The following is a 13,891-nucleotide window of genomic DNA, read 5'->3' on the forward strand; positions in this document are numbered from 1 at the left end:
GGACGCGATCCGGATGCCGGACCAGGTCCTTCCCCCGGGACCGGGTGCCGGTCCGGATCAGGTCTTCTTGCGGAACTTCGCGACCGCCAGCGGCGCCGTGACCGCGGTGATCACCACGGCCCAGCCCAGCGTCATCCACACCGAGTGGGCGACCGGGCCGCCGTTGATGAGGTTGCGGGCCGCGTCGGCCAGGTTGGACAGCGGGTTGTAGTCGGTGAAGGACTGCAGCCAGCCGGGCATCGAGGACGGCGGGCTGAAGATCGAGCTGCCGAACTGGAGCGGCATCAGGACGAGCATCGCGACCCCCTGGACGGCCTGCGCCGTCTTCATGGTCAGACCGAGCAGGATGAAGATCCACATCAGCGAGGCGCCGAAGACCATCGACAGGCCGACGGCGGCGAACAGGTCGAGCACCGAGGTCTTGATGTCCAGGCCCAGCAGGAAGCCCATGCCGAGCAGGATCGCGGTGGCCACCAGCATCCGGCCGATCTCGACCACGATCTTGGCGATGAGGACCGAGGAGCGGGCGATCGGCATGGACCGGAACCGGTCCATCACGCCCTTCTGGAAGTCCTCGTTGACGCCGGTGCCGACGGCCATGGCGATGTTGAGGCCCATCATCGCCATCATGCCGGGGACCAGGTAGTTGACGTAGGCGTCCTGGTTGCCCTTGCCCGCGATCGCGCCGCCGAAGACGTACACGAACAGCAGGATGAAGACGATCGGCATGAGGACGACCTCGAAGATCGACTCCGGGTTCGCCTTGATCTGGAGGGCGTTGCGGCGCGCCAGGGCGCCGATGTGCCGCAGGTTCCCGCGCAGCCCGATCCGGCTGTCGGCGGCCGTGGACGCGGCGGGGGAGGGAGTGCCGGGGACCGCGTCGCGGGCCGGGGCGGTAGTCGTCGTGCTCATGCCGCGACCTCCTCGGTCGTGCCGGTGGGGACGGAGTCCGTGGAGTCGTCCGCGGACAGGGGCTTGTGGCCGGTGATGGAGAGGAACACCTCGTCCAGGCTGGGCAGGTACGTGCCCAGGTCGGCGATCCCGTAGCCGCGGGCCGCCAGCAGCCCGACCACGGCGGTCAGCTGCTCGTCGCTCAGGATCGGGACCAGCAGCACGCCCTCGTCCGGCACCGCCTGCGAGCCCGCGATCCCGTCGAGGCCCGCCTCGGCCAGCGACCGGGCCATGCCGGGCAGGTCCGCCGGGTCCGCCGGGCGGATCCGCAGGGTGCGGCCGCCGACGCGGGCCTTCAGCTCGTCGACCTTGCCGTTGGCGATGACCTTGCCGCGGTCGATGACCGTCAGCTCGCTCGCCAGCTGCTCGGCCTCCTCCATGTACTGGGTGGTGAGCAGGACGGTCGCGCCCTCGGCCACCAGCCGCTGCACCTCGTCCCACACCTCGTTGCGGGTGCGCGGGTCCAGGCCGGTGGTGGGCTCGTCCAGGTAGATCACGGCCGGGTTCCCGATGAGGGAGGCGGCGAGGTCCAGCCGGCGGCGCATGCCGCCGGAGTACATGCCGGCGACCTTCTTGGCCGCGTCGGTCAGCGAGAACCGCTCCAGCATCTCGTCCGCCCGGCGGCGGGCGTCCTTGCGGGACAGGTCGAGCAGGCGCCCGATCATGTAGAGGTTCTCCCAGCCGGACAGCCTCTCGTCGACCGAGGCGTACTGGCCGGTCAGGCCGATGGTGCGGCGGAGCTGGCGGGGCTGGCGGACCACGTCGAAGCCGGCCACGGTGGCCGTGCCGGCGTCCGGGACGATCAGGGTGGACAGGCAGCGCACCAGGGTGGTCTTGCCGGCGCCGTTGGGGCCGAGCACGCCGAGGACGGTGCCCTCGCGCACGTCCAGGTCGACTCCGTCGAGCGCCTTCGTCTCGCCGTAGTGCTTGACCAGCCCCCGCACCTCGACGGCGTTGGGGCCGCTTCCGGGGTTCTTGTCGATTCGCGTCATGCCGACCATGGGACCAGTCGCCACCGACAACGCACCGACAGGGCGCCGACAGGGGGCCGACAGGGGGCGGGACCCTCGGCCGGGCCGGGGCGGAAGCCGACGTTCCGCCGACGGCCGGCCGGTGGTTCCGCCGAGGTCCGGGCCCGTGCCCGGGCACGCGGAAGCCCGCCGGCACGGGGTGTCCGTGCCGGCGGGCTTCCGGTCGCTCGGCCGCGCGGCCCGGCGGCTCAGTGGAAGGAGTGCTCCTCCTGCGGGAACGTGCCGCCCACCACGTCCTCGGCGAACGCCCTGGCCGCGTCCCCCATGGTCTGCCGCAGGTTCGCGTACTGCTTGACGAACTTCGGCATCTTCCCGCCGGTCAGGCCCATCATGTCGGTCCACACCAGCACCTGCGCGTCACAGTCGGAGCCCGCGCCGATGCCGACGGTCGGAATGTGCAGCGAGCGCGTCACCTCGGCGGCCAGCTCGGCCGGAACCAGCTCCAGGACCACCGCGAAGGCGCCGGCGTCCTGCGCGGCCTTGGCGTCGCGCAGCAGCTGGTGCGCGGCCTCGTCCGTACGGCCCTGCACGCGGTACCCCATGGCGTTCACGGACTGCGGGGTCAGGCCCAGGTGGGACATGACCGGGATGCCGGACTGCACGATCAGCTCGGTCTGGCGCAGCGAGCGCTCGCCGCCCTCCAGCTTCACCGCGTGCACGCCGGCCTCCTTCACGAGGCGGGTGGCGCTGCGCAGGGCCTGGACCGCACCTTCCTGGTACGAGCCGAAGGGCAGGTCGCCGACGATCAGGGCGCGCCTGGTGCCGCGCACGACGGCCGCGGAGAGCAGCGTCATCTCGTCCATGGTGACCGGCACGGTCGTGTCGTAACCGAGGTGACAGTTGCCCATGGAGTCACCCACGAGCATCACGGGGATCCCGGCCTCGTCGAACACCGAGGCGGTCATCGCGTCGTAGGCCGTGAGCATGGGCCACTTCTCGCCCCGCTCCTTGGCGGCGGTCAGATCACGGACGGTGATGCGGCGGTTGCCCTTGCCTCCGTACAGGGAGGTCTCACGGGCAGGCGAAACGGCGTGCGTCATCGCAACGGCTCCTTGTGTCATCTCGTGGCGCCCTCACGGCGTCCCCGGACTCACCCCCCATGGTGGCATCACGCCGGGCCGGACCGGAAGTGGAGCGCACGCTGCCCGGCTGTCTGCCTGATCACGTTTGACGCGGCCCACCCGGACGGGTGACCGGACACCGCGAATGTGAGCGTTTCGCTACAAGTGCAACGCTCGTCCCTTCGATCGTCGTCCTCGTGCCCGTACGGCCGTCCCAGGACGGCACGGAAGCAGCCGATCATCGCCTAGGGTCAAGGGGCGGGGACGGTGCGCGAGCAAGGCAGTGAGGGCAGTGGCATGGCACAGGCGTACATGGCGGAGACGGGGAACGGCGGCGCGGAGGACGAGCGCACCGGGTCCCGGTTCCGGCGCCGCTGGGCCGGACTGCGCAGGGACCCCGGGATCTGGCGGCGCGGCATCGTCACCGCGGCCTGCGCCGTCCTGCTGTCCCTGGTGATGATCTTCCATGCGGAGCTCCCGAACAGCGTCGGCAACACCGGCAGCCTCATCGAGACCTTCCTGCCCTGGCTCGGCCTGTTCGTGCCGGTGCTGCTGGTCGTCGCCGTGTGGCGGGTGTCGGCGACCGCGCTGATCGCCATAGCGCTGACGGCCGCGGTCTGGGTCAACCTCTTCGGCGGACTGATCACCGACAAGTCCGGCGCCGGCGGCAACCTGACGGTCGCCACCCACAACGTCGACGCCGACAACCCCGACCAGCACGGCACCGCCGCCGAGATCGCCGCCTCCGGGGCCGACATCCTGGCCCTCACCGAGCTCAAGGCGAGCGCCGTGCCCGTCTACTCGCGAGAGCTGGCGAAGACGTACAAGTACCACGCGGTCGAGGGCACGGTCGGCGTGTGGAGCAAGTACCCGCTCGGCAACACGGCGCCGGTGGACATAAAGATGGGCTGGACGCGGGCCATGCGCACCACCGTGGAGACCTCCCACGGCCCGGTCGGCGTGTACGTCGCCCACCTGCCGTCCGTACGCGTCAAGCTGCGGGCCGGCTTCACCGCCAACCAGCGCGACAACAGCGCCGACGCCCTGGGCCACGCCCTGGCCGCGGAGCCCCTGGGCAAGGTGGTCCTGCTCGGCGACCTCAACGGCACCATGAACGACCGGGCGCTGTCCCCGATCACCTCCCAGATGCGCTCGACCCAGGGCGCGGCGGGCGACGGCTTCGGCTTCAGCTGGCCGGCGGACTTCCCGATGGCGCGCATCGACCAGATCATGGTCCGCGGCATCAAGCCGGAAGCCTCCTGGACCCTCCCGGCCACGGGCAGCGACCACCTCCCGGTGGCGGCCCGCCTGACGGTCTAGGACCGGTGACGGTCCGGGCCCGGCCCGGAGGGGATCCATGCCCCCGCCGGGCCGGGCCCGGCGTCAGGCGCGTTCGCGCCAGCCGTTCGTGATCGGCAGGCGGCGGTCCTTGCCGAAGCCCTTCGCGGAGATCTTCGTGCCCGGCGGGTACTGGCGGCGCTTGTACTCCGCCGTGTCCACCATCCGCAGCGTCCGGGCGACCAGCTCCGGGTCGTAGCCGGCGGCCACGATCTGTTCCAGGCCCTGGTCCCGGTCCACGTACAGCGCGAGGACCGCGTCGAGCACCTCGTAGTCCGGCAGCGAGTCCGTGTCGACCTGCCCCGGGCGCAGCTCGGCGCTCGGCGGCTTCGCGATGGAGTTCTCGGGGATGGGCGGCACCTGCCCCCGCTCCTCCGCGGCCCTGTTGCGCCAGCGCGCGAGGCGGAAGACGTCCGACTTGTAGACGTCCTTGATGGGCCCGTACGCGCCGACCGAGTCGCCGTACAGCGTCGAATACCCCACCGCCAGCTCCGACTTGTTGCCCGGCGCGAGGACGAGGTGGCCCTCCTGGTTGGAGACGGCCATCAGCATCGTGCCGCGCAGCCGGGACTGGAGGTTCTCCTCGGCCAGGCCGGTGAGCCCGAGCGACCCCATGTACGCGTCGAACATCGGCTCGATCGGCACGGTGCGGAAGTTGAGGCCGGTCCGGCGCGCCAGGTCCGCCGCGTCGCCCTTGGAGTGGTCCGAGCTGTACTTGGACGGCATGGAGATGCCGTACACGTTCGCCGCGCCCACCGCGTCACAGGCGACGGCGGCGACCAGAGCGGAGTCGATGCCGCCGGACAGGCCGATCAGGACCGAGCGGAAACCGTTCTTCGCGACGTACGCGCGCAGGCCCACGACCAGCGCCGAGTAGACCTCCTCGTCGTCCTCCAGGCGGTCCGCGTAACCGCCCGTCACCTCGGGCGAGTAGACCGGCACCGGCTCCTCGGAGAGGACCACGCGGTCGATCCGCAGGCCGTCGTCCACCGTGCCCTCGACGGGCTCCGCGGCGGCCGCCGGGAGTTCGAGGTCCACCAGGACGCAGCCCTCGGTGAACTGCGGGGCGCGGGCGACGACCTCGCCGTTCCGGTCCACGACGATCGAGTCGCCGTCGAAGACCAGCTCGTCCTGGCCACCGGTCATCGCCAGGTAGGCGAGGGTGCAGCCGGCCTCCTGGGCGCGCTTGCGGACCAGTTCGAGGCGGACGTCGTCCTTGTTGCGCTCGTACGGGGAGGCGTTGACGGAGATCAGCAGCCCCGCCCCGGCGGACCGGGCGGCCGGCACCCGGCCGCCCTCCTGCCAGAGGTCCTCGCAGATCGCGAGCGCCACGTCGACGCCGTGCACCCGCACCACGGGCAGGGTGTCGCCCGGCACGAAGTAGCGGAACTCGTCGAAGACGCCGTAGTTGGGGAGGTGGTGCTTGGCGAAGCGCAGGGCGACCCCGCCGCGGTGGAGCACGGCGGCCGCGTTCTGCGGGGAGCCGGCGGGCTGGCCGTAGCGGGCCACCTGCTCGGAGCGGTCCAGGTAGCCGACCACCACGGGCAGTTCCCCGAAGCCCTCGGCCGCCAGGCGGGCGGCCAGGTCGCGCAGGGCGTCGCGGGAGGCGTCCACGAAGGACTCGCGCAGTGCGAGGTCCTCGACGGGGTAGCCGGTCAGCACCATCTCGGGGAACGCCACCAGGTGGGCGCCCTGCTCGGCGGAGTGCCGGGTCCAGTGCACGACCGCCTCGGCGTTGGCGGCGATGTCGCCGACGTGCGAGTCGATCTGATTCAGAGCGAGGCGAAGTTGAGGCACGCCGCCAGTGTAATCGTCTTTCTGACGCGATGTCCTGGGGTGGGGGTGGCGGAGTCCGCGTCCGGGGCCCGCGGCGAGGCCGTCCCGGGCCCGCGGCGAGGCCGTCCCGGGCCCGGCCGAGGCCGTCCGGGACCTGCGTCGAGGCCGTCCGGGACCTGCGTCGAGGTCGTCCGGGACCTGTGTCGAGGTCGTCCGGGACCCGCGTCGAGGCCCGGCCGGGGGCGATTCCGGGCCCCGGCCTGACCCCGCGGGGTCTCGGCGCGCGATCCCCCGGCCGGGCGTTCCGTCAGGTCAGCGGCGGTAGCCGAGGACCGTCATCATCCCCGCCTCCGCGTGGTAGACGTTGTGGCAGTGGATCATCCACAGGCCGGGGTTGTCCGCGTCGAAGTCCGCGACCAGCGTGCCGTTCGGCAGGATCAGCGCCGTGTCCTTGCGCGCCCCGCCCCGGACGCCGCCGAGCGCGAAGGTGTGCCCGTGCAGGTGCAGCGGGTGCCACATGGACGTGGAGTTGGCGAAGACCATTCGGACGCGTTCGCCGGCCTCGACCGGATGCCGCTGGTCCGGGGTGTACGGCTTGCCGTCGAAGGCCCAGTCGTACTTCGCCATGCCGCCGGTCAGCCGGATCTTGACCGTACGGTCCGGGGCGCGCTCGGGGAGGGCCGCAGAAGGGGCCGCCCGGAGGTCCTTGCCGGCCACGAGGCGCCGGGTGAGCCCGGCCGGGCGGGTGCCCGGGGCCGGGGTGGCGCCGCTGCCGGTGCGCAGGACCGCCAGGGCCGCGCCGCCCTTGCCCTCCGCAACCGCCGTCAGCGGGAACACCCCGTCCCCGGCGGTGACGAGCACGTCGTACCGCTCGCCCATCCCGATGAGCAGGGCGTCCGCCGGGGCGTGGGTGACGGGGAAGCCGTCGGTGTGCGTGACGGTCAGCTCGTGGCCGCCCAGCGCCACCCGGAAGGCGGTGTCGCCGCCCGCGTTGACGATGCGGAGGCGGATGCGGTCGCCGGGGCGGGCGCGGAAGGTCTCCGGGTCCTCCGGGACGCGGCCGTTGACCAGGTAGTGGGGGTACGCGACGTCGCCCGCGTCGCCCATCAGGGCGTCGCTGCGGGCGCCCATGAGGACGCGGGAGGGGCCGGTGGGGGCGGGGGCGGGGGTGGTGTTCGTACCGGCCGGGCCGTGGCCGGCGTGGCCGCCCGTACCCCCTGCGCCGCCCGTCCCGTGGCCCGTCATGCCCTTGGCCAGTTCGGCGAGGACCGCGTCCGGGGTCGAGCCGCCGACCCCGTCCAGCCAGTCGTCGAGCACGACGACCCACTCCTTGTCGTACCGCAGCGGCTCCTTCGGGTCCTCGACGACCAGCGGCGCGTACAGGCCCCGGTCCTGCTGGACGCCGGAGTGCGGGTGGAACCAGTAGGTGCCCGGATGGGCGAGCTTGAAGCGGTACGCGAAGGACTGGCCGGGCTTGACGTCCCGCTGCGTCAGGCCGGGCACGCCGTCCATGTCGTTGCGCAGGGCGAGCCCGTGCCAGTGGAGGGAGGTGGCCTCGGGGAGGTGGTTGGCGAGGGTGAGCGCCAGGGTGTCGCCGGCGGTGGCCCGTACCTCCTGGCCGGGCAGCCGGTCACCGTACGCCCAGGAGGACACGGTGCGGCCGCCGCCGAGGTCGAGGGTGCCGGGGGTGGCCGTGAGCCGCACCTCGCGGACCCGGCCGCTGTCGGTGCGGGCCGCCTCGGCCGCCGCGACCTCGGGGCCGTCCGGGGTGACGTAGCCGGCGGGGGTGGCGCCGGTGCGGGGGGTCGAGCCCGGGAGGGGGTGGCCGCCGTGGCCGTCGTGGCCGCTTCCGCCGGAGCCGCCGGAGCAGGCGGACAGGACGGTGCCGGCGGCGAGGGCCGTGCCGGTGCCGAGCAGGGCGCGTCGGGTGAGGGGAGTGGGCGTGCGCATGGGTGTGCACCTCGTGAAGGGTGGCGGGTGTGGGGTGGACGCGTCTGGTGCCGGTCCGTCCTATACCCGCAGGACCACCGTCCGGGAGGGCGGCGCCCTGCCCGCGCCCCACCGCCGCCGGGTCCGCCCGGGGTGTGGTGCCGGCCGGGCGCGCCGGGCGAGCGGATGCCCGCCGCCCAGCGCCACCAGCACCAGCGCCCCGAGTACGGCGAGACACGCGGCCATCGGGTCGAGCCCGCCCGCGGCCCCACCGGCCCGCGCGGGGCCGGCCTGGGTGTCCGTTGCCCAGCCGGTGTGTGCCGCGGAGGCAGCGTGCCGGTCGTGGGCGGGCCCCGCACCCCCGGCGTCTTCGGTGGAGGTCTGCCCGTACTGCCCGTGCCCCGCGTGCCCCGCGTGCCCCGCGTACTCTGCGCGCCCCGCCGCGGCGGGGGCACCGGCCGGGGCCGGGTGGCCGAGCGTGTGCATGGTGACCAGCCCCAGCAGCAGCCCCGCGAGCAGCAGTGCGCGGGTGAGGGCGAGGCGGGCGGTCATGCGGCGCAGCTTACCCCCGGAGGGTATGTGTGAGGTAAGGGTGCGACGTGGACTCTTAGGATTGCTCCCACTATGTCCACAATCGGTACGCGGCCCGTCGCCGCCCTCCTCGGTCTCGGCGCCGCGGCCTACACCGCCTGGGTCCTCGAAGTCGTCCTCTCCACCGGCCTCGACCCCGTCCAGACCTACGTCAGCGAACTCGCCGCCGAGGACCAGCCCATGGGCGGCCTCTTCCGCGCCACCGACTTCACCGCCGGCCTGCTCGTCCTGGCCGGGGCGCTCCTCGCCCTGCTGCGTACCGTCCGCCACCCGGAGTCCCGCCGCCCCTGGGCCCTGGCCGGCTGGGCCGGCCTCGCCCTGTTCGGCGCCGCCACGGCCGCCGACGCCTGGCTCCCCCTCAGCTGCGCGCCCACCGTCGACCCCGAGTGCGCGGCCCGCGAGACCGCGGGCCTCGTGCCGGCCACCCACCAGGCCCACGCGGTCAGCAGCAGCCTCGCCATGACCGGTGCCCTGGCCGGGATCATCTGCCTGACCGTCGCCGCCCGCCGCTACGGGTGGTGGGCGCTGGTGGCCCGTACCGGCCCCGTCCTCGTCGTGCTCGAACTCCTCGCCACCGGCTGGACCCTGGGGGCCGTCGCCGCCTTCACCGCGGGGCGCGGGACCTGGTCCCTCGGCGCCGGACAGCGGCTCCAGGTGCTGCTCGTGGCCGTCTGGCTCGCCACGCTGGCCTGGGCGGTCGCGAAGGAGCGCCGGACGTGACCGGCGCCGGGGGATACGACTTCGTGGACGGTGCCGGGAGGGACGGCTTCGTGACCGGTGCCGGCAGGGACGGCTTCGTGCGGGTGGACGGCGTGCCCGTGCACGTCCGGGTCGAGGGCTCTGGGCCGGTGGCGGTGCTCAGCGCCGGGCTGGGCCTCGGGTGGTACGACTGGGACCCCGTCGTGCCGTTCCTGGCCCCGCACCGCACGGTGGTCCGCTTCGACCGTCCCGGGCACGGACTGAGCGGCCCGGCGGCGGTGCCGCCCACGGCCGCGGGGGAGGCCCGCCGGATCGCCGTGCTCCTGGATGCCCTGGGCCTTTCCGGGGGCGGCCCGGTCACGGTGGCCGGCCACTCCGCCGCCGGGTTCCACGCCGAGGCCTTCGCCCGGCTGCACCCCGGCCGCACCGCCGCCCTGCTGCTGGTCGACGGCAGCGTGGCCGAGGCGCCCGCCGCACCGATGCCGGCCCTGCGCACCGCCGCCGCCCGGGCGCTGGGCGCCCTCGCCACCGCAGCGGGCCTGCCGGCGGCCCTGGGCCCGGCGGCCCGGCGCGCGATGCTGCGACTGGGCACGGTGGGCCCGTACGACGGGGCGGCGGAACGGGCCGGGGGCGCGGGGGACCCGTACGGAGGCGCCCCGGCCCCGTACGGAGGCGCCCCGGCCCCGTACGACGCAGCTGCCCCGGCCCCCTACGACGACGCCGCCCCCGCCCCCTACCACGGCGCCGCCGACCCCCGACTCGTACGCCGCTGCCACCGCACCGGCCGGGTCTGGCGCGGGATGCTGCTGGAGAACGCGCGGTACCTCGCCATGGCGGCCGAGGTCCTCGCGCTCCGGGCCGACCACCCGCTCCCCGCGGGCCTCCCGGTCACCGTCCTCGCCGGTTACGACGGCTCCGCCCGCGGCCCCGCGCTGCGCTGGCTGGCCGCGCAGGCCGCCCTGGCCGACGCCCTCGGCGCCCGCTTCGAGGTCGCCGAGCCCGCGGGACACCTGGTCATGCGCGACCGCCCGCGCCAGGTGGCGCGGGCGGTCGTGGCGGCCGTTCAGGCCTAGGGCCCGTCTTCCGGGGGACTCAGGAGCGCGGCGCCGCGCCCCGCTCCCGGAGCATGTCCGCCATCAGGGTCAGCTCGGACTGCTGGGCCTCGACCATCCCCTGGGCGAGGTCGCGCTCGACGCCCGGCTCGCAGAGCTCCACGCAGCCCTGGGCCATGGCGACGCCGCCCTTGTGGTGGTCGGTCATGAGCTGCAGGAAGAGGATCTCGGCCTGCTTGCCCTCCGCCTTGCGCAGCTCCTCCAGCTCGGCCGGCGTGGCCATGCCCGGCATCAGCGCGCCCTCCTTGGCGGCGACCCCTCCGTGGCCGGCGTGCCCGCCGGACCCGTGCCCGGCGGACCCGTGCCCGCCGGAGGCCTGCCCGTGCCCGGAGTGACCGCCGTCGCCGGCCTCCGCGTCGCCGTCCCCGGCCATCCAGGCCATCGGCTCGGCGGCCGGGTACACCTTCGGCAGCCCCCACAGGTCGAGCCAGCCGAGCATCATGCCGCGCTGGTTGGCCTGGGTGTTGGCGATGTCGTACGCGAGGCGGCGCACCGCCTCGTCCTGCGTGCGGTCACGGACGATGAAGGACATCTCCACCGCCTGCTGGTGGTGCACCGACATGTCCCGCGCGAACCCCGCGTCGGCCGAGGTGACGGCCGGGACGCGGTCCTCCGCGGACCCGTCGCCGGCGGTCGCGACGGTCGCCGCGCCCGCGAAGAGCAGGGCCCCGACGACCGCCGTCACGGCGGCCCACTGCGCCCGGTTCACTGGGCGGCCATTCCGCCCGTGCACGCGGCACCCGGCTCGGGCGTCTGCGGGCCCTGGACGTACTTGGCGAGGAACTGGTCCACCCGCGCGTCGTCCGCGCCGTCGACCGAGACCTGCTTGCCCCAGGCGCTCAGCATGATCGCGCCCGCCTGGCCGTCGACCGGGCTCATCAGGGTGTACGGGGTCTTCTTGACCTTCTTGGCGAGCTTCTCGACGTCGCCCTTGGCGGCCTTGGTGTTGTACGTGATCCAGACGGCGCCGTGCTCCAGCGAGTGGACGGCGTTCACGTCCGGGATCGCGGTCGTGTAGACGTCGCCGTTGCAGTTCATCCAGACGGGGTTGTGGTCGCCGCCGACCGGGGGCTTCATCGGGTACGACACGGCCTTGGTGACGTGGTTGCGGCCCAGCTTCTTCACGTCCCAGCTCTGCTCGGCCGAGACCGGCTTCTTGACGAGGTCCTCCTTGGCCTGGACCTCGTCCGCCTTCTTGTTGAGGACGTACGCGCCGAAGCCTCCGACGCCGCCGAGGACGAGGACGGAGACGGTGATCGCGATGATCTTGTTGCGGCGGTCGCGGGCCTGCTCGGCGCGCCGCATCTCGGCTATGCGGGCCTGGCGGGAGGGGTTGGAGGTCTTGCTGCCCATGGCTGGTCCTTCTCGTATGTGGGGGTTGGCGGGATGAGCGGGAGAAACGGTCCGCCTCAGGTCCGCAGCACTTGAAGGACGTGGAGGTCGGGGGCGCGCGCCAACAGCTCCGGAGGCAGCCGCCGGCCGGCCGGGAGATCCGGGCCGGGGGGCGGCGGCACCACCGCGGGGAGCGCGGCGGCGGGCGGGGGCGCGGTGAGGACACCCGGGGTCAGGTGCGAGAAGGGCGAGCAGCCCGGCAGGTCGTACGGGCAGACGTACGCGGCCCGGTGCGCCTCGGCGGCGTGGCGCGCGGCGGCGGCGCCGGGGTCCCGTACCGGGCCGGACGACCCCGTGCCCGTACACAGGAAGAGGGCCGCCAGCAGGGTGCCCAGGGCGCACAGCAGCGCGACGTGGCGCCTGGTGCGCCCGTGCCGGATGTGCTGCCCGCCCCCCATGGCCGCAGATGGTAGTGGGCGGGGCGGCACCGCCGTCAGTGCGGGGTGTCACAGGTACCGGGGGGCCCGTAATGTGGCCGAAACCACGGCTCGCGATACTGGGGCGGCCCCCCGACGCCCGGCTGGTGGTGCACAGGCCCTCTGAACTGCGAGGATGAAGGCATGGACAAGCAGCAGGAATTCGTCCTCCGGACGCTCGAGGAGCGCGACATCCGCTTCGTGCGCCTGTGGTTCACCGACGTGCTCGGCTTCCTGAAGTCGGTCGCCGTGGCGCCCGCCGAGCTGGAGCAGGCCTTCGACGAGGGCATCGGCTTCGACGGCTCCGCGATCGAGGGATTCGCCCGTGTCTACGAGTCGGACATGATCGCCAAGCCGGACCCGGGGACCTTCCAGATACTGCCGTGGCGCGCGGAGGCACCGGGCACCGCCCGGATGTTCTGCGACATCCTGATGCCCGACGGGTCCCCGTCCTTCGCGGACCCGCGGTTCGTCCTGAAGCGGATCCTGGCCAAGACCTCCGACCTGGGCTTCACCTTCTACACCCACCCCGAGATCGAGTTCTTCCTGCTGAAGGACAAGCCGCTGGACGGCTCCCGTCCGGTCCCGGCGGACAACTCCGGCTACTTCGACCACACCCCGCAGAACGTGGGCATGGACTTCCGCCGCCAGGCCATCACCATGCTGGAGTCCATGGGCATCTCGGTGGAGTTCAGCCACCACGAGGGCGCCCCGGGCCAGCAGGAGATCGACCTCCGCTACGCCGACGCCCTCTCCACGGCGGACAACATCATGACGTTCCGCCTGGTCATGAAGCAGGTGGCCCTGGAGCAGGGCGTCCAGGCCACCTTCATGCCGAAGCCGTTCTCGGAGTACCCCGGCTCGGGCATGCACACCCACCTCTCCCTCTTCGAGGGCGACCGCAACGCGTTCTACGAGTCCGGCTCCGAGTACCAGCTCTCGAAGGTGGGCCGCTCCTTCATCGCGGGCCTGCTCCGGCACGCGGGCGAGACCTCGGCGGTCACGAACCAGTGGGTCAACTCGTACAAGCGCATCTGGGGCGGCTCCTCGCGCAGCGCCGGCGCGGGCGGCGAGGCCCCCTCGTACATCTGCTGGGGCCACAACAACCGCTCGGCCCTCATCCGCGTCCCGATGTACAAGCCGGGCAAGATGGGCTCCTCCCGCATCGAGGTCCGCTCGATCGACTCGGGCGCCAACCCGTACCTCACGTACGCCGTCCTGCTGGCGGCGGGCCTGAAGGGCATCGAGGAGGGCTACGAACTCCCGGCCGGCGCCGACGACGACGTCTGGGCCCTCTCGGACTCGGAGCGCCGCGCGATGGGCATCGAACCCCTCCCGCAGAACCTGGGCGAGGCCATCGCCCTGATGGAGCGCAGCGAACTGGTCGCCGAAACCCTCGGCGAACACGTCTTCGACTTCTTCCTCCGCAACAAGAAGCAGGAGTGGGAGGAATACCGCTCGGAGGTCACCGCCTTCGAACTCCGCAAGAACCTCCCGGTCCTGTAACCGCAGGTCAGCGGCGGCTCTCGACGCGCACGTCACTCCGGGCCGGTGGTCGTCGACCACCGGCCCGGAGCCGTGTGCAGGCCCCTCGG

The 13,891-nt window shown here is 73.3% G+C and carries 13 protein-coding genes; 4 read left to right on the plus strand and 9 right to left on the minus strand.

The features are described from left to right. Window positions 1-57: 57 nt before the first annotated feature. The 3 genes from ACIQUQ_RS06580 to panB form a co-directional block, all read right to left on the minus strand. Window positions 58-912 carry an ABC transporter permease gene (locus tag ACIQUQ_RS06580; RefSeq protein WP_403972041.1) on the minus strand — a complete coding sequence of 285 codons (855 nt, stop codon included), beginning with the start codon at window positions 910-912 and terminating at the stop codon, window positions 58-60. After that, the gene (locus ACIQUQ_RS06585; protein WP_403972872.1) at window positions 909-1,952 is read right to left on the minus strand and encodes an ATP-binding cassette domain-containing protein; all 1,044 of its coding nucleotides are present in this window, start codon (window positions 1,950-1,952) and stop codon (window positions 909-911) included. The genes ACIQUQ_RS06580 and ACIQUQ_RS06585 overlap by 4 nt, the downstream gene beginning before the upstream one ends. Window positions 1,953-2,170: 218 nt before the next feature. Beyond that, entirely contained in the window at window positions 2,171-3,022 is an 852-nt protein-coding gene (panB, locus tag ACIQUQ_RS06590) for a 3-methyl-2-oxobutanoate hydroxymethyltransferase (protein ID WP_403660171.1), read from the minus strand. Window positions 3,023-3,340: 318 nt separating this feature from the next. Here panB and ACIQUQ_RS06595 point away from each other — a divergent pair, with 318 nt between their 5' ends. After that, on the plus strand, window positions 3,341-4,363 hold the full coding sequence (locus tag ACIQUQ_RS06595) for an endonuclease/exonuclease/phosphatase family protein (RefSeq protein WP_403972043.1): 1,023 nt from the start codon (window positions 3,341-3,343) through the stop codon (window positions 4,361-4,363). Window positions 4,364-4,426: 63 nt separating this feature from the next. Here ACIQUQ_RS06595 and ACIQUQ_RS06600 read toward each other — a convergent pair whose 3' ends face one another. The 3 genes from ACIQUQ_RS06600 to ACIQUQ_RS06610 all read right to left on the minus strand — a co-directional run bounded on the left by ACIQUQ_RS06600 (window position 4,427) and on the right by ACIQUQ_RS06610 (window position 8,638). After that, window positions 4,427-6,178: an NAD+ synthase gene (locus tag ACIQUQ_RS06600; RefSeq protein WP_403972045.1), complete on the minus strand. Its 1,752-nt coding sequence runs from the start codon at window positions 6,176-6,178 to the stop codon at window positions 4,427-4,429. A 291-nt stretch (window positions 6,179-6,469) separates the two neighbouring features. Next, the gene (locus tag ACIQUQ_RS06605) at window positions 6,470-8,107 is read right to left on the minus strand and encodes a multicopper oxidase family protein (protein WP_403972047.1); all 1,638 of its coding nucleotides are present in this window, start codon (window positions 8,105-8,107) and stop codon (window positions 6,470-6,472) included. Between the two features lie 60 nt (window positions 8,108-8,167). Beyond that, on the minus strand, window positions 8,168-8,638 hold the full coding sequence (locus tag ACIQUQ_RS06610; RefSeq protein ID WP_403972049.1) for a hypothetical protein: 471 nt from the start codon (window positions 8,636-8,638) through the stop codon (window positions 8,168-8,170). 72 nt (window positions 8,639-8,710) lie between these two features. Between ACIQUQ_RS06610 and ACIQUQ_RS06615 the strand changes: the two genes are divergently transcribed. Both ACIQUQ_RS06615 and ACIQUQ_RS06620 read left to right on the plus strand, forming a co-directional pair. Further along, entirely contained in the window at window positions 8,711-9,397 is a 687-nt protein-coding gene (locus tag ACIQUQ_RS06615; protein WP_403972051.1) for a DUF998 domain-containing protein, read from the plus strand. 83 nt (window positions 9,398-9,480) lie between these two features. Next, window positions 9,481-10,449 (plus strand): alpha/beta fold hydrolase, encoded by a 969-nt coding sequence (locus ACIQUQ_RS06620; protein WP_403972874.1) that lies wholly within the window; start codon window positions 9,481-9,483, stop codon window positions 10,447-10,449. 19 nt (window positions 10,450-10,468) lie between these two features. Here ACIQUQ_RS06620 and ACIQUQ_RS06625 read toward each other — a convergent pair whose 3' ends face one another. From ACIQUQ_RS06625 to ACIQUQ_RS06635, 3 genes are read right to left on the minus strand one after another with little or no spacing between them, the layout of a single operon-like run. Then, window positions 10,469-11,197 carry a DUF305 domain-containing protein gene (locus ACIQUQ_RS06625; RefSeq protein ID WP_403972053.1) on the minus strand — a complete coding sequence of 243 codons (729 nt, stop codon included), beginning with the start codon at window positions 11,195-11,197 and terminating at the stop codon, window positions 10,469-10,471. Beyond that, window positions 11,194-11,841 carry a DUF3105 domain-containing protein gene (locus tag ACIQUQ_RS06630; protein WP_403972055.1) on the minus strand — a complete coding sequence of 216 codons (648 nt, stop codon included), beginning with the start codon at window positions 11,839-11,841 and terminating at the stop codon, window positions 11,194-11,196. Before ACIQUQ_RS06630 ends, ACIQUQ_RS06625 begins: the two co-directional genes overlap by 4 nt. A 56-nt stretch (window positions 11,842-11,897) precedes the next feature. After that, window positions 11,898-12,278 carry a hypothetical protein gene (locus ACIQUQ_RS06635; protein ID WP_403972057.1) on the minus strand — a complete coding sequence of 127 codons (381 nt, stop codon included), beginning with the start codon at window positions 12,276-12,278 and terminating at the stop codon, window positions 11,898-11,900. A 162-nt stretch (window positions 12,279-12,440) separates the two neighbouring features. Between ACIQUQ_RS06635 and ACIQUQ_RS06640 the strand changes: the two genes are divergently transcribed. Then, window positions 12,441-13,802, plus strand: a complete 1,362-nt coding sequence (locus ACIQUQ_RS06640) for a glutamine synthetase family protein (RefSeq protein ID WP_399939444.1) — start codon at window positions 12,441-12,443, stop codon at window positions 13,800-13,802. Window positions 13,803-13,891: the final 89 nt, after the last annotated feature.

The organism is Streptomyces sp. NPDC101118 (genome assembly GCF_044759445.1).
Taxonomy (GTDB): domain Bacteria; phylum Actinomycetota; class Actinomycetes; order Streptomycetales; family Streptomycetaceae; genus Streptomyces.